A 13,441-nucleotide genomic window follows, 5' to 3' on the forward strand; every position below is an offset into this window, starting at 1 on the left:
CGGCCGGGGCCAAGGTCCCGGGGACTGCTGCCGTTCGCCCACGGCCCGGCCGGGCCCGCCCGGCCTACGTTGTCGGTAGGCGAAGCAGTCCGGGCCGACGACGCACCCGGGCGCCGGCCCGCCGACGCGCCCGGGACGCCACCGTGGCGCCGCCGCCTCCGAGGGCGCACGCACGACCCGTGCGGGCCCCGGTCGCACGCCCCCGGGACGAGCCGTCCCGCCGAAGCCGCCACCGCCGACGGGGACCGCCGCCGGAAGCGGTGCCGGACGCACGACCAGCAGGGAAAGACCGCGATGACGACCGCCCACGAGCCCCGCGGGCTCCACGCCCGGGGCCTGCGCGAGCACCTCGCCCCCGCGCTGCGCGCCCTGGGCCTCACCGGGTGGCGCCGGACCTTCAGCCTCCCGGACGGGACCCACTGGCTGCTGCTCGGCCTGGTCGAGCGCCCCGCCGGCGACCGGGTGCCCTTCACCTTCGACCTCAGCGTGGTCCGCCGCACCGACTGGTCCCTCGCACAGCTCCCCGGCCACCGGCCCGACCCGCGCGTCCGGTACGGCATCGAGGCCTGGCGGGCCCGGATCGGCGAGGTGCTGCCGGTCGGCGAGGACGTCTGGTGGGAGGTGCTGCCCGGGCCGCGCTGGCAGCTCCCGCTGGACGACGCCGTCGCCGCCGTGCGCCACTACGGCCTGCCCGAGCTGCGCCGCCGCGCCGCGGCGGACCGCGCCCCCACCGGGGAGGAGTACCTCCTGCCCGCCGAGCTGGCGGCCGTCAACGCCGCACTGCTGACCGCCGCGGTGGCCCGGGTGCAGCGCGCCGAACTGGCCGACAAGGCGCTGGTGCTGACCGGCGCCTGGACCCGGGGCGACGGCGTCGCCCGGACCGTCCTGGCGGGCGTCGCCGAGGGCTTCCTCTCCGCCGGGGACGAGCGCTTCCGCACCGTCCGCTGCCTGGACACCCTCGGCCGCGAACTGTGGGCGTTCCCCGCCGACGGGTAGCGCAGCCGCAGGCGGGAGGCGGTGTCACGGCGCGCACCATGACAACTGTCATGCGGAGGAGGCAACGGACGGCACTGCTCTGACGGCGGGTCGGACGGCGAGACTGGCGGCACGACGCGGGCAGCGGCCCGCGGCCACCAGCCGGGGAGGAACCCACCGTGAGCCAGACCCTCAGCGCCGCCGTCGCCCCCACCGCCGTCCCGGTCGCCGCCCCGGCGCAGGCCGCCCCCGCCGGCGCCGCCCACGCCAAGGCGCCCAACCCGCTGGTCTCCGGGCTCCGCCCGCTCGCCCTCGACGTGGCCGCGCCGCTGGCCGGCTACTACCTGCTGCACTCCGCCCTCGGCCTGAGCGAGTTCGCCGCCCTCGCCTGGAGCGGCGCCTTCCCGGCCGCCCGGACCGTCCTCGGCCTGCTGGGCGAGCGCAGGCTCAACCTGTGGGCCGCCCTGATGCTGGCCGTCAACCTGGCGGGCCTGGCGCTGACCTTCGTCACCGGCGACGCCCGGCTGATGATCGCCAAGGACGGCGGGCTGAGCGGCACCGTGGCGCTGGCGATCCTGGTCTCCGCGCTGGTCGGCCGGCCGGTGATGACCCCGATGCTGATGCCCTTCGTCACCAGGGGCCGGCGGGAGCGCGCCGCCGCCTGGCAGCGGCTGGTCGAGGGCCGGGCGGCCGGGTCGCGGGCCTTCCGCCGCCACGAGCGCGTGTTCGCGGGCATCTGGGGCGCCGCGCTGCTGACCGAGTGCGCGGCCCGGGTGGTCGGCGCCTTCACCCTGCCGGTGTCGACCATGGCCTGGCTGTCCACCGTCCTGCTGATCGGCGCGATCGTGGCCGGTTCGGTGCTCGGCCAGAGCGCGGTCGAGCCGATGGAGCGGCTGGTCCGGGCCGAGGCCGAGGCCCCGACCGCCGCCTGAGCACCCGGCCCACCCGCCTGAACGGCCGGTTCCCAGGGATCGAACAGCGAGGAACCATCCGGATCCCCCGGGAGTCGTTCATAACGAGGGGGTAACGGACCCCCGCCAGGAAACGGGGAGCCCATGAGCCGGACGACGCACGCGCCGCACCGCACCGAGGACCGCACGCTCGCCTGGGACGGCTGCCTGAACGTCCGCGACCTGGGCGGCCTGCCCACCGCCTCCGGCCGGCCCACCGCCCGCGGCGCGATCGTCCGGGCGGACAACCTGGACCGCCTCACCGCCGAGGGCTGGGAGGCCCTGCTCGACCACGGCGTGCGCACCGTCGTCGACCTGCGCGACGCCGGGGAGTACAAGCCGCTCCTCCCGCTCCCCGAGGACGTCGAGCTGGTCCGCGTCCCGCTGGACGAACTGGCCGGCCCCGCCTGGTGGCAGGCCCACGGGCGGCTGGACGGCACCCCGCTCGCGCTCCGCCCGTACCTGGAGCACTGCCCGCACGCCGCCGCCGCCCTGGTCCGCGCGATCGCCGGCGCGCGGCCCGGCGGCGTGGTCGTGCACTGCGGCGCCGGCCGCGACCGCACCGGCCTGGCCGCCCTGCTGCTGCTCGCCCTGGCCGGCGTCGACCGGGCCGCGATCGCCGAGGACTACCTGCTGAGCACCCCCCACATCCGGCCGCTGTACGGGATGCTCGGCCTGCCGGACCCGTACCGCCGGATCGACGCGGTGCTCGCCGAGGCCGGGACCACCGCGGAGGCCGCCCTGGCGGCCGTGCTCGACGGGTTCGACCCGACCGGCTACCTGCTCGCGGCCGGCGTCGAGCCCGAGCTGATCGCCGCCGTCCGGGAGCGGCTGCTGCCCGCCGCCTGACCCGGGCGCCCGCCCGCACCCGGAAGAGACCCGGAAGAAACCTGAAAACCATCGTCAACCGATGGTTGACGATCGCCGAATCGACAACCTACGGTTGACGCATGGAGAATCCCGTTGTTCCCAACACCACTCCGCTGCGCCTCGACGACCTGATCGCCGCGATCAAGAAGGTCCACACCGACGCGCTCGACCAGCTCTCCGACGCGGTGATCGCCGCCGACCACCTCGGAGACCTCGCCGACCACCTCATCGGCCACTTCGTCGACCAGGCCCGCCGCTCCGGCGCGTCCTGGACCGACATCGGCCGCAGCATGGGCGTCAGCAAGCAGGCCGCCCAGAAGCGCTTCGTCCCCAAGGACCCGGGCGCCCCCGACGACCTCGACCCCAGCCAGGGCTTCAGCCGGTTCACGCCCCGGGCCCGCAAGGTCGTGGTGGCCTCGCAGGAAGAGGCCCGCACGGCGGGCAACACCGAGATCACCACGGCGCACCTGCTGCTCGGCCTGCTCTCCGAGCCCGAGGGCATCGGCGCGAAGGCGCTCGCCGCCCAGGGCGTCACCCCGGAGGCCCTGCGGGCGGTGGCCACCGCCACCCTGCCCGCCCCCGCCGAGACGGTGCCCGCGCTGATCCCGTTCGACGCCGAGAGCAAGAAGGCGCTGGAACTGACCTTCCGGGAGGCGCTCAAGCTCGGGCACAACTACGTGGGCACCGAGCACCTCCTGCTCGCGCTGCTGGAACTGGAGAACGGCCGGGGCGTGCTGGCCGGCCTGAAGGTGGACCAGGCCGAGGCGCAGACCTTCGTCGCGGAGGCGATCGCCGCCCTCACCGCCGCCCGGGCCCGGGAGTCCGAGCAGCAGCAGTGAACCGGCGCCGCCCTGCCCCGGGCACGGCTCCCGCCCGGGGCAGGGCGCCCGCCCGGGCGGGGCCCCGGTGTGCCGGGGCCCGTGCGCTCAGAAGCCGGACACGCGGGTGGTGACGATCCGCACCCGGCCGTCGGCCGCCGCCTCCAGCGCCGCCCGCAGTCGGGCCGAACGGGCCGGGCCGAGCAGGTCCAGCGCCTCCTCGACCGGGGCCCAGCGGTAGTCGTCCAGCTCGTCGGCGGGGACGGTCACGGGGGTGCCGTCCGCGACGGTTCCGAGGTCGAACAGGAAGTGCTGGGCGGGATGGTCGAGTTCGGCCGAGGGGTGGGTCCAGGAGATGGCCAGCAGCTCCCCCGCCTCCAGGACCAGGCCGGTCTCCTCCGCCAACTCCCGTACGGCGCACTCGACCGGGCCCTCGCCGAGGTCGATGGTGCCGCCCGGGAACTGCCAGTGCTCGCGGTACCCGGCCTTCACGATCAGGATCCGGCCGGACTCGTCCCGCAGCAGACAGCCCGCCGCCGCGTAGATCCGGGGCAGCGAAGCCAGCCACTCCTCGCGGGACTTCAAGGGCTCAGCCGTCACGGTGCTCCTCCTCGGGCGGTCGGGTACGACGCCCCCCACTCTGCCACCCGACCGATGAGTCGCGGCCGCCGCGCCGGTCCTACCCGTATGGACACCGTGGAGACACCGGGCAGCCCCGTGCTGACCTGCGACCTGGGCGCCCTCACCGCCCCCGACCTGGCCGTCGTCGACGCGCTCGCCCGGCTGCGGCTGGCCTGCGCCCGGCGCGGGGTGGCCGTGCTGCTGCTGAACGCCGGCGGCCCGCTGCGCGAACTGCTGGCGTTCAGCGGCCTGTCGGCGCTGCTGCCCGGCGCGACCCGGCCCCCGGACCTCGCCCGGCTACCCGGCGACGGGCCGGTCGACGGACTCCCCCGGCCCGGCCGGGAGCCGGGGCGGCAGGCCGAAGAGCGGGAAGAGCACGTCGGTGTCCAGGAAGTTGGTGAAGCCGGTGATCCGCCCCTCTGACACCTCCAACACGACCAGCGCCCACGGCTCGTGCCCGCCCCCGGGGCCCGGCCGGTACTGGCCGAAGGCCCGGCCGCCGTTGGCCGCCACCGGGACCAGCCGGGAGCCGCGGCACCCGTGCCCGGGGCCCAGCATCCAGCTCCGGATCTCGCCCCGCCCGCGCAGCCACATCGCGAACGGCGGCATGTTGAGCGTGACGTCCTCGTGCAGCAGCTCGGCGAGGCCGTCCATGTCGTACGCCTCGAAGGCGCGGACGTAGCGGTCCAGCAGCGCCCGGTGCGCCTCGTCCAGCGCCGGGGCCGGACGGGCCGCCGAGGCGTCGGCGGCGAGCACCGCGCGGGCGCGCTGGAGCGCGCTGTTGACCGACGCCACCGTGACGCCGAGCAGCTCCGCCACCTCGGCGGCCTTCCAGCCGAGCACCTCGCGCAGGATCAGCACCGCCCGCTGCCGGGGCGCGAGGCGCTGGAGCGCGGCGACGAAGGCCAGCTTCACCGACTCGCGCTGGGCGGCCACCTCGGCCGGGTCCCCCGTCTCGGGCAGCACCCGGCCGTCCGGCGCCGGGCCGATCCACGTCACCTCGGGCAGCCGGGTGCCGTGCGCCTCGGCCACGGTGACCGGCCCGGCCAGGTCCATCGGCCGGGCCCGGCCGTTGCGGCCGTTCAGCGCGTCCACGCAGACGTTGGTGGCGATGCGGTACAGCCAGGAGCGCAGCGCGGCCCGCCCCTCGAAGCCGTGGTAGCCGCGCCAGGCCCGGACCATCGTCTCCTGCACCGCGTCCTCGGCCTCGAAGACCGAGCCGAGCATGCGGTAGCAGTAGCCCGTCAGCTCGGTGCGGTACCGCTCCAGCCGGACCTCGACCGGCTCCTGTGTGATCACGTCGGCCATGCTGCGCCCGCCCCCGTCGTCCTGCCGTGTGCCGCCCTGGTGAACGCGACGAACGTAGCGCACGGCACCGACAACCGCCCCCGGACCGCCGGGCGCCGCGCCTCAGTGGGCGGAGTGCTTCTCCGCGCCGCGGTGCCGGTGCCCCTTGAGCTCGACGTGCGTCGCCGGGGCCCCGTGCACCGTCGCGGCCGGCGCCTCCCGGCCGCCGTGCCGGAAGGCCCCGCCGGCACCGGACCCGGTGGCCGCCGGGGACGGCGCACCGGTGCCGCGCGTCGGCGCGAGCCGGACGGGCGGGCTCGCCATGCCGCGGCGCTCCAGCAGCTCCTGGGTGCCCTGACGGAGCCTGGCGGCACCGCCGGGCGTTCGCTCGGCCATCGTCGGCCTCCCTTCCCCGGCCTCCGACCGGACGGGCGCCGGCCGGAGGGACGGACCGCGGGACGGACCGGGGACGGCCTGTGGGGGCGTCCCCTCAGCCCATGACCTCGTGGACGAAGCACCAGCGCCAGTCCTCCCCCGGCTCGTACGAACGGATCACCGGGTGGGAGGAGTCGTGGAAGTGCGCGGTCGCGTGCCGCTGCGGGGAGAAGTCGCAGCAGCCGACGTGCCCGCAGTCCAGGCAGATCCGCAGGTGCACCCAGTCCCGACGGCCCTGCGCCAGGCAGTCGGCGCAGCCGTCGGCGGGCGGCCGGGGCTCGATGTCCCGAGGAGCCAGCGCGAGGTCTTCGCAGGCGCTCATGACTGCAAGGCTATGCCGCCCCCGCGCGCAGCGCCCGCTCAGCGGCGCGGGGCCGGGGTGCGTCCCGGCCCCGTCCGGAGGGCACTGCGCAATCCCCGCGCCGCGCCCGGGGGCGGCATGGGAGCATGCCATCCGTGGCGATCGTGACGGGGAGAACGAACGGCGGCACCGGCGGGGGCGACCCCGGGGAGGCGCCCGAGCAACGGGACCGCGACGCGGGGACGCGGGGCGACGAGCCCGACGGCGCCGGGGCGGCCCCCGCCCGGATACCCGGGCAGAGCGGCCCCGGCCGGTTCCGGGCCCGCCCGCTGCCCGCCACCGACCGGGTCCGGCAGCCCGTCGCCCTGATCCGGCTGCTCGGCGGCCTGTTCGCGGTCGCCCTCACCCTGCTGCTCGCCGACTACGCCCGGGCCACCACCGGCGGCATCGCCGCCGACGTCGCCGAGGCGGCCGCCCTGGTGCCCCGCCCGCTGGCGAGCCTGGCCGGCGGGCTCACCACCGCCGCCGTCCTGCTGCTCCCGGTCGGCCTCGCCGTGCGCCGGCTGCTCGGCCCCGACCGGCGGCGCGCCGTCCAACAGGTCTCCGACGGCCTGCTCGCCGCCGTCCTCGCGTACGGCGCCACCCTCGGCCTGGACCTGTGGGCCGACGGCCTCGCCCCGCTCTCGCTGCTCACCGCGCTGACCCAGCCGCTGCCCGGCGGCGGGCTGGGCCACACCGAGCCCGTCTACGGCTACCTCGCGCCGGCCCTCGCCTTCATGACCGCCTCCGGCAGCCGGGAGCGCCGCCTGCCCTGGAGCGTCCTCGCCCTCTCCGGCCTCGCCGGGCTGGCCGGCGGGTACGCCACCCCGACCGCGCTGCTGCTCGGGCTGCTGATCGGCTGGACCGGCGCCCACGGCACCCTGTACGCCGTCGGCACCCCCGACCCGTGCCCCCGGCCCGGCGAGGTGCTGCGCGCCCTGCGCGACAGCGGCCTGCGCCCGGTCGAGGCCCAGCCGGCCGGCCCCGACCGCTACCTGGTCCGGCAGGCCGACGGCCGCCCCGCCCTCGACGTCCAGCTCCTGGACCGGCAGGCCGTCACCGCGGCCGCCGTCCAGCGCGCCTGGCGCCGGCTGCGGCTGCGCACCGCCCCCGACCCGCGCGCGCTGCGCTCCCCCCGCACCGGGCTGGAGCACGAGGCCCTGGTCGCCTACGCGGCCCTGGCCGCCGGGGTCCGCACCCGCAGCATCGCCGCCACCGCCGGGATCGGCCAGGACACCGCCCTCATCGCGTACGAGCGGCTGGCCGGGCGCACCCTGGACGAGCTCGCCGACGAGGAGGTCACCGACGAGCTGCTCACCGACGCCTGGCGGCAGCTCGCCCTGCTCCAGCGCCGCGAGATCGCCCACCGCGCCCTCGTCCCCTCCTCCCTGCTGGTCGACGACGCGGGCGCGGTGCACCTGGTCGGCTTCGCCGACGGGGACATCGCCGCCACCGAGCTCGTCCTGCTCTGCGACCTCGCCCAGCTCCTCACCACCCTCGCGCTGCGCGCCGGGGCCGCCCGCTCCGTGCGCACCGCCACCGCCGTCCTCGGCCCGGACCGGGTCGGCGCCGCCCTGCCGCTGCTCCAGCCGATCGCCCTCACCCACACCACCCGGCGCGCCCTCAGGCAGCACGCGAAGGCCGCCGGCGCGGCCGCCCCCGCGCCGGAGCCGGCTCCGGACCCCGGGCCCGACGCCCCCGGCCCCGCCCCCGGCCCGCACGGGCTGCTCGACGAGATCCGCGCCGAGGTGCTGCGCACCCGCCCGCAGGTGGCGGGCCGGCCGGTGCGGCTGGAGCGGCTGCGGCCGCGGACCCTGCTGGTCGTGGGGGGCGGGGTGGTGGCCGGCTGGCTGCTGATCCCGCAGCTGTTCGCGGCGGAGGACAACCCGGTCGCCGCGCTGGCGGACGCCGACCCCTGGTGGCTGCTGTCGGCGCTGGCGGCGGCGGCCGCCAGCCACGTCGCGGCGGCGATGGGCTTCGTCGGCTTCGTGCCGGAGCGGCTGGACTTCCGCAACGCGGTACTGGCCCAGGTGGCCGGGTCCTTCGTGAAGCTGGTGTCGCCCGGCGGCGTCGGCGGGATCGCGCTGAACACCCGGCTGTTGCAGCGGGCCGGCATCCCGACCGCGCAGGCGCTGTCCAGCGTCGGCGTCGGGAACCTGATCGGGCTGGTGCTGCACCTGTTGCAGCTGGGCGCCTTCGTCTACCTGCTGGACTTCGTGCCGGGCAGCTCCGAGCTGGACGCGCTGCCCCTGGTGGCCGGCGGGCTGGCGGGCGCGGCGGTACTGCTCGGCGTGGTGTGGGCCGTCCCGGCGGCCCGGCGGTGGCTCGCGACCAGGCTGCGGCCGCTGACCGCCGAGGTGCTGCCGCGGCTGCTGGACCTGCTGCGCAGCCCGTCCCGGCTGGCGGTGGGGGTGGCCGGGCAGCTGCTGGTGTCGCTCTGCCTGATCGCCTGCCTGTACTGCTGCGTGCGGGCGATCGGCCGGGAGCCGTCCTTCGCCGCCATCGCCGTGGTGTTCCTGGTCGGCAACGCGGTGGGCAGCGCCGCGCCGACCCCGGGCGGGGCCGGCGCGGTGGACGGGATGCTGATCGGGCTGCTCCAGCAGACCGCGTCGATGGAGCAGGGCGGGGCGGTGGCCGCCGTCACGCTGTACCGCCTGCTGACGCTGATCCTGCCGGTGCTGCCGGGCTGGGCGGCGATGGCCTGGCTGCAACGCCGCCGGGCCCTGTAGCGCTGCCCCCGGCACCCCTACTCCCGGTACTCCTCCTCGTCGTGCCGGACCGGCCGGGTCTGTTCCACGACGTCCGCGACGTCGGTCGCCGGGTCCCCGCCGAGGGCCCGGCGTTCGGCCACCTCGTCGTAGGTGTCGCCCTCGGGGGCCTTCTCGTCCGGCTCGACGGTCTCGGTGGTCTCCTCGATGAGGTATTCCTCGTGCTGTTCCTGCGGCATGGCATCCGTCCTCGACTGTTCGGAGGCCTTCACGGGCCCGGCTGGCGTACTGGCAGTATCCGCCGCCCGGTGCCGGGACGCGACGTGCCGGGGGCGCCCCGGCGTGTCGCCCGGACGGCGGACGGCTCCCGCCAGAGGAGCGGATTGACCCGGGAAACAGACCGCTGAATGACCCAGGGGGATGGTGCATTCCGGTCCTAGGGTCGTAGCCATGACGACGAACGAGACCACCGCCGCCCCCGCCCGCCTCGACTACGCCCGCACCGCCCCCAAGGTGTTCCGCGCGATGATCGCCCTGGACGCCGCCGCCCGCGAGGGCCTCGACCCGGCCCTGGTCGAACTCGTCCAGATGCGCACCTCGCAGCTCAACGGCTGCGCGTACTGCCTGGACATGCACGCCAAGGACGCCCGCAAGGCCGGCGAGACCGACGAGCGGATCTACCTGCTGCCGGTCTGGCCGGAGGCCCCGGCCGGCGTGTACACCGAGCGCGAGCGGGCCGCCCTGGCCCTGGCCGAGGCGATCGCCCGGATCGACGGCGGCGTCCCGGACGCGGTGTACGCCCGGGCCGCCGCGCACTTCGCGGAGGCCGAGCTGGCGCAGCTGGTCTCGGTCTGCTTCACCATCAACGCCTGGAACCGCATCAACGTGGCCACCCGCAAGACCCCCGGCACCGCCTGACCGGCTCCGCCCCCGGGCGCCGTCCGCACCCCGCGGCCCGGCGCCCGCGGCCCGGACGGCGGCCGGAACGCCGTCCGGGCGGCCGGGGGTACGATCGGTGCCGTACGAAGGGCTAACCCACACCCACCCGGTGGCCCCGACGCCCACACGAACGACGGGGAAATCATGTCCGGCTCGCACTACTTCACCGGTGCACCCGAGGTCGCCAGCGACCGCCGGCCGATCACGGTCTCCCTGCCGGACCTCACCCTGGAACTGACCACCGACACCGGGGTCTTCTCCCGCAGCCGGCTCGACCCGTGCACCCGGATCCTGCTCGAACACGCCCCGCAGCCGCGGGTGCGCGGCCCGATCCTGGACATCGGCTGCGGCTACGGCCCGATCGCGCTGACCTGGGCGAGCCGCCGCAAGCGCCTCCCGGTGTGGGCGGTGGACGTCAACGAGCGCGCCCTGGAGCTGGTCCGGCTGAACGCCGAGGCCCTGGGGCTCGGCAACGTGCGGGCCGCCCTGCCCGACGACGTCCCGGAGGACGTCCGCTTCGCCACCATCTACTCCAACCCGCCGATCCGGATCGGCAAGGCCGCGCTGCGCCGCCTGCTCACGCACTGGCTCGACCGGCTGACCCCGGACGGCTCGGCGTTCCTGGTGGTGCAGAAGCACCTGGGCTCGGACTCGCTGCAGAAGTGGCTGAACGAGCAGGGCTACCCGACCTCCCGGGTCACGTCGGTCAACGGGGTGCGGATTCTGGAAGCGCGGCCCCGCCCCGAGACGGGCGAGGGCTCCGAGAGTGGACGAGGGACGACGACGTGAAGCAGCTGCGCGGGACCGAACTGAAGCGACTGCACCGCTCGTGGCGGCGCAGCAACGAGTTCCGGCTCGCGATCATCCTGGAGAACCTCCAGTCGCCGTTCAACGTCGGCTCGGTGGTCCGCACCGGGGCGGCGATGGGCGCGGAGAAGCTCTACCTGACCGGGGACACCCCGTCGGTGCGCTCCTCCGGCGCCCAGAAGGCCGCGATGGGCACCGACAAGTACCTGAAGGTGGAGCACTTCCCGACCGTCGCCGAGGCGGTCGCGGCCGCCAGGGCGGACGGCTTCAAGGTCGTCGGCCTGGAGCTGGCGGACGAGGCGGTGCCGATGTTCGCCGCCGAGCTGACCCCGGCGGTGGCCTTCGTGCTCGGCCACGAGGACCGCGGGATCACGCCCGAGGCGCTGGCCCTGTGCGACCAGGTGGTGTTCGTGCCGCAGCTGGGCCGGGTCGGCTCGCTGAACGTCTCGGCGGCCGCCACGGTGGCCTGCTACGAGGCGCGCCGGCAGGGCTACGCGATCAGCGGCACCCCGGACGGTGCGCTCGCGGGCGACCTCGGCGACGCGGGCGACCTCGGCGACGAGGACTGAGCCCCGGCGGCGCCCGCCCCCGGCACCGGCCCGTCGGGGGCCGGCTCAGCCGTGGCGGGCGCCCGAGTCCCAGACCCAGGCCGCGATGCCGACCCGGTTGTTGACCTTCAGCTTCCGCTGCACGTGGGTGATGTGGGTCTTCACCGTGCCGGCCGAGATGAACAGCGCCTCCGCGATGTCGGCGTTGGTCAGGCCGTCCGCGACCAGCCGCGCGACCTCCAGCTCACGCGGCGTCAGCTTCTCGGCCCTGGGCGCCTTCTTCTGCTTCGGGCCGGCCAGGCTGCGCAGCAGCCGGGTGGTGATCTGCGGGCTGATCAGCGAGTCGCCGTCGACCGCGGCGCGCACCGCCTCGATGAGCAGCGGCGCGCCGGAACGCTTCAGCAGGAAGCCGTACGCGCCCGCCTTCAGCGCCGAGTGGACGTACTCGTCGAGATCGAAGGTGGTGACGATGACGACCCGGACGCCCGGGCTCTCCTCGGCCAGCCGGCGGGTCAGTTCGAGCCCGTCCATGCGCGGCATCCGGATGTCGGCGAGCAGGACGTCCGGCCGCAGCGTCCGTGCGATCTCCAGCGCCTCGTCGCCGTCGCCCGCGACCGCGAGCACCTCCATGTCCGGTTGCAGGTCGAGGATGTGCCGAAAGCCTTCCCGCACGGTTGCCTGGTCGTCAGCGATCACGATGCGCGTCGTCATGGCCCGATCCTCGCACGGGGTAGCATCCGAGCACATGACAAATCAACTGGCCAGGATCGGACGCCCGGTCGGCGCGGCGTTACTCGCGACGGTCGCCGTCTCGACCGCGGTGTGGGTGGGTTCACCGGTTTCGACACTGATCCGGGGCTCGACGACGGTCGCGGTGCTGGCCGTCGCGGTCCTGTTGCTGTGGCAGCCCGGCACGCCGCGGGACCGCACCCTGGCGACCGTCCCGCTGGCGTGCGCGGTCTCGCTGTACGCGACCTTCCGCTACGAGGGCCCCGCCGACAACACCTCGGGGCTCTGGATCCTGGTCGAGTCGGTCGCCCTGCTGGTGACCGTGATGCCCGCCGTGCGCGGGCCCGCCCCGGCCGTCGCCGCCGTGCTGGGGCTGTTCCTGCTGGCGACCGTCACCCTGCTGCCGCTGCGGATCGCGCTGACCCTCGACCCGCCTGCCGGGCCGCGCGAGACCATCGGGCTCTGCGTGGTCTGGGGGCTGGCCGCGGTGGCCGCGGTGGGGGCCTCCTGCTACCTGCGCTCGCTGGACAGCCGCCGCAAGCTCGCCGTCGCGCAGGAGCGGCGCGCCCAACGGCTGCACGTCGCCCGGGACCTGCACGACTTCGCCGCGCACGACGTGACCGGGGTGATGGTGCTGGCGCAGGCGGCGCAGCTACTGGCGAAGGAGTCGCCGGAGAAGGCGCTGGCCCTGCTCCCGCAGATCGAGAGCGCCGGGATCCAGGCCCTGAAGTCGATGGACCGGACGATCCGGATCCTCAGCGAGCTGGAGGAGAACCGCCGACCGGGCCGGGACGGGCCCACCGCGCCGGCCGACGACCCCGAGGAGCGGGCGGCGGCCAGGCCCCACTCGCTGGACGAACTGCCCGCCCTGATGGACCGGTTCGAGCGCACCGGGATGATCCCGGCCCGGCTCGAACTCTCCCCCGGCGCCCTGGACGGCCTGCCGGAGCAGGTCGGCGCGGTCGGCTACCGGGTGGTGATGGAGGCGCTCACCAACGTCCGCCGGCACGCCCCCGCCTCGCCCAGGGTGACGGTCACCGCCGAGCGGGTGGCCGACGGCACGGCCCTGCGCCTCCTGGTCGACAACGAGCCGGTCCCGGCGGGCGCCCGGGCGCCCGCCCCGGCGGTCGAGCGCGAGGGCGGCGGGACCGGCATCCGGGAGCTGCGCCGACGGGTCGCCGGGCTGGGCGGTGAGCTGACCGCCGGGGCCGGTGCGAACGGCGGCTGGCGGATGGCCGTCGTGCTGCCGCTGGACGGCGCCCCGGCCTCCCGTGACGGCGGCACCGGCAGCGGCGTCGGCGGCGGCAGCGGCGAAAGCGACCCCGGCGGCGGCAGCAGGTCAGGTGCCGCCCACGCGCCGGAGCCCACCGCCTGAGCCGGCGCCGGTCCGGGGCAGGCTCCGGGGGCGCGGGCT

The 13,441-nt window shown here is 76.2% G+C and carries 15 protein-coding genes; 9 read left to right on the forward strand and 6 right to left on the reverse strand.

The genetic code is table 11. The annotated features are described in order from the left end of the window. The first annotated feature begins 294 nt into the window (after window positions 1-294). The 4 genes from ACH5AR_RS26100 to ACH5AR_RS26115 all read left to right on the forward strand — a co-directional run bounded on the left by ACH5AR_RS26100 (window position 295) and on the right by ACH5AR_RS26115 (window position 3,634). Entirely contained in the window at window positions 295-996 is a 702-nt protein-coding gene (locus ACH5AR_RS26100) for a hypothetical protein (RefSeq protein WP_396303937.1), read from the forward strand. 158 nt (window positions 997-1,154) lie between these two features. Then, entirely contained in the window at window positions 1,155-1,907 is a 753-nt protein-coding gene (locus tag ACH5AR_RS26105; protein WP_396303938.1) for a VC0807 family protein, read from the forward strand. 123 nt (window positions 1,908-2,030) lie between these two features. Then, window positions 2,031-2,774 (forward strand): tyrosine-protein phosphatase, encoded by a 744-nt coding sequence (locus ACH5AR_RS26110; protein ID WP_396303939.1) that lies wholly within the window; start codon window positions 2,031-2,033, stop codon window positions 2,772-2,774. A gap of 101 nt (window positions 2,775-2,875) precedes the next feature. Next, window positions 2,876-3,634: a Clp protease N-terminal domain-containing protein gene (locus tag ACH5AR_RS26115; RefSeq protein WP_396303940.1), complete on the forward strand. Its 759-nt coding sequence runs from the start codon at window positions 2,876-2,878 to the stop codon at window positions 3,632-3,634. Window positions 3,635-3,721: 87 nt separating this feature from the next. On the opposite strand, the gene ACH5AR_RS26120 is transcribed toward ACH5AR_RS26115, so the two are convergent. The 4 genes from ACH5AR_RS26120 to ACH5AR_RS26135 form a co-directional block, all read right to left on the reverse strand. Beyond that, the gene (locus ACH5AR_RS26120) at window positions 3,722-4,213 is read right to left on the reverse strand and encodes an NUDIX domain-containing protein (protein ID WP_396303941.1); all 492 of its coding nucleotides are present in this window, start codon (window positions 4,211-4,213) and stop codon (window positions 3,722-3,724) included. A gap of 318 nt (window positions 4,214-4,531) precedes the next feature. After that, window positions 4,532-5,542: a sigma-70 family RNA polymerase sigma factor gene (locus ACH5AR_RS26125; RefSeq protein WP_396303942.1), complete on the reverse strand. Its 1,011-nt coding sequence runs from the start codon at window positions 5,540-5,542 to the stop codon at window positions 4,532-4,534. Between the two features lie 102 nt (window positions 5,543-5,644). Then, a complete protein-coding gene (locus ACH5AR_RS26130) occupies window positions 5,645-5,917 on the reverse strand; it encodes a hypothetical protein (RefSeq protein WP_396303943.1) in 273 nt (90 codons plus the stop codon). A gap of 94 nt (window positions 5,918-6,011) precedes the next feature. Next, window positions 6,012-6,278: a UBP-type zinc finger domain-containing protein gene (locus ACH5AR_RS26135; RefSeq protein ID WP_396303944.1), complete on the reverse strand. Its 267-nt coding sequence runs from the start codon at window positions 6,276-6,278 to the stop codon at window positions 6,012-6,014. Between the two features lie 134 nt (window positions 6,279-6,412). On the opposite strand from ACH5AR_RS26135, the gene ACH5AR_RS26140 reads away from it, so the two are divergent. Then, the gene (locus ACH5AR_RS26140) at window positions 6,413-9,025 is read left to right on the forward strand and encodes a YbhN family protein (RefSeq protein ID WP_396303945.1); all 2,613 of its coding nucleotides are present in this window, start codon (window positions 6,413-6,415) and stop codon (window positions 9,023-9,025) included. 17 nt (window positions 9,026-9,042) lie between these two features. Here the strand turns inward: ACH5AR_RS26140 and ACH5AR_RS26145 are convergent, their stop codons facing one another. Further along, window positions 9,043-9,243 carry a hypothetical protein gene (locus ACH5AR_RS26145; protein ID WP_396303946.1) on the reverse strand — a complete coding sequence of 67 codons (201 nt, stop codon included), beginning with the start codon at window positions 9,241-9,243 and terminating at the stop codon, window positions 9,043-9,045. Between the two features lie 211 nt (window positions 9,244-9,454). On the opposite strand from ACH5AR_RS26145, the gene ACH5AR_RS26150 reads away from it, so the two are divergent. The 3 genes from ACH5AR_RS26150 to ACH5AR_RS26160 all read left to right on the forward strand — a co-directional run bounded on the left by ACH5AR_RS26150 (window position 9,455) and on the right by ACH5AR_RS26160 (window position 11,319). Further along, entirely contained in the window at window positions 9,455-9,922 is a 468-nt protein-coding gene (locus ACH5AR_RS26150) for a carboxymuconolactone decarboxylase family protein (protein ID WP_396303947.1), read from the forward strand. 165 nt (window positions 9,923-10,087) lie between these two features. Continuing rightward, on the forward strand, window positions 10,088-10,732 hold the full coding sequence (locus ACH5AR_RS26155) for a class I SAM-dependent methyltransferase (protein WP_396303948.1): 645 nt from the start codon (window positions 10,088-10,090) through the stop codon (window positions 10,730-10,732). Further along, complete coding sequence (locus tag ACH5AR_RS26160; RefSeq protein WP_396303949.1) at window positions 10,729-11,319, forward strand: TrmH family RNA methyltransferase; 591 nt, start codon at window positions 10,729-10,731, stop codon at window positions 11,317-11,319. Before ACH5AR_RS26155 ends, ACH5AR_RS26160 begins: the two co-directional genes overlap by 4 nt. Window positions 11,320-11,364: 45 nt before the next feature. On the opposite strand, the gene ACH5AR_RS26165 is transcribed toward ACH5AR_RS26160, so the two are convergent. Then, window positions 11,365-12,009, reverse strand: coding sequence for a response regulator (locus ACH5AR_RS26165; protein WP_396303950.1), 645 nt, complete (start codon window positions 12,007-12,009; stop codon window positions 11,365-11,367). A 34-nt stretch (window positions 12,010-12,043) separates the two neighbouring features. On the opposite strand from ACH5AR_RS26165, the gene ACH5AR_RS26170 reads away from it, so the two are divergent. Next, window positions 12,044-13,402 (forward strand): sensor histidine kinase, encoded by a 1,359-nt coding sequence (locus ACH5AR_RS26170; RefSeq protein ID WP_396303951.1) that lies wholly within the window; start codon window positions 12,044-12,046, stop codon window positions 13,400-13,402. The last annotated feature ends 39 nt before the right edge of the window (window positions 13,403-13,441 follow it).

This window comes from Kitasatospora sp. NPDC018619, from assembly GCF_044391605.1.
In the GTDB taxonomy this organism is placed as follows: domain Bacteria; phylum Actinomycetota; class Actinomycetes; order Streptomycetales; family Streptomycetaceae; genus Kitasatospora.

Excerpts from the sequence above, each read along its gene's own strand:
- ACH5AR_RS26155 (WP_396303948.1), top strand. The coding sequence starts at position 10,088 with ATGTCCGGCTCGCACTACTTCACCGGTGCACCCGAGGTCGCCAGCGAC.
- ACH5AR_RS26170 (WP_396303951.1), top strand. The coding sequence starts at position 12,044 with ATGACAAATCAACTGGCCAGGATCGGACGCCCGGTCGGCGCGGCGTTA.
- ACH5AR_RS26110 (WP_396303939.1), top strand. The coding sequence starts at position 2,031 with ATGAGCCGGACGACGCACGCGCCGCACCGCACCGAGGACCGCACGCTC.
- ACH5AR_RS26115 (WP_396303940.1), top strand. The coding sequence starts at position 2,876 with ATGGAGAATCCCGTTGTTCCCAACACCACTCCGCTGCGCCTCGACGAC.
- ACH5AR_RS26130 (WP_396303943.1), bottom strand. The coding sequence starts at position 5,917 with ATGGCCGAGCGAACGCCCGGCGGTGCCGCCAGGCTCCGTCAGGGCACC.
- ACH5AR_RS26165 (WP_396303950.1), bottom strand. The coding sequence starts at position 12,009 with ATGACGACGCGCATCGTGATCGCTGACGACCAGGCAACCGTGCGGGAA.
- ACH5AR_RS26100 (WP_396303937.1), top strand. The coding sequence starts at position 295 with ATGACGACCGCCCACGAGCCCCGCGGGCTCCACGCCCGGGGCCTGCGC.
- ACH5AR_RS26145 (WP_396303946.1), bottom strand. The coding sequence starts at position 9,243 with ATGCCGCAGGAACAGCACGAGGAATACCTCATCGAGGAGACCACCGAG.
- ACH5AR_RS26125 (WP_396303942.1), bottom strand. The coding sequence starts at position 5,542 with ATGGCCGACGTGATCACACAGGAGCCGGTCGAGGTCCGGCTGGAGCGG.
- ACH5AR_RS26135 (WP_396303944.1), bottom strand. The coding sequence starts at position 6,278 with ATGAGCGCCTGCGAAGACCTCGCGCTGGCTCCTCGGGACATCGAGCCC.
- ACH5AR_RS26150 (WP_396303947.1), top strand. The coding sequence starts at position 9,455 with ATGACGACGAACGAGACCACCGCCGCCCCCGCCCGCCTCGACTACGCC.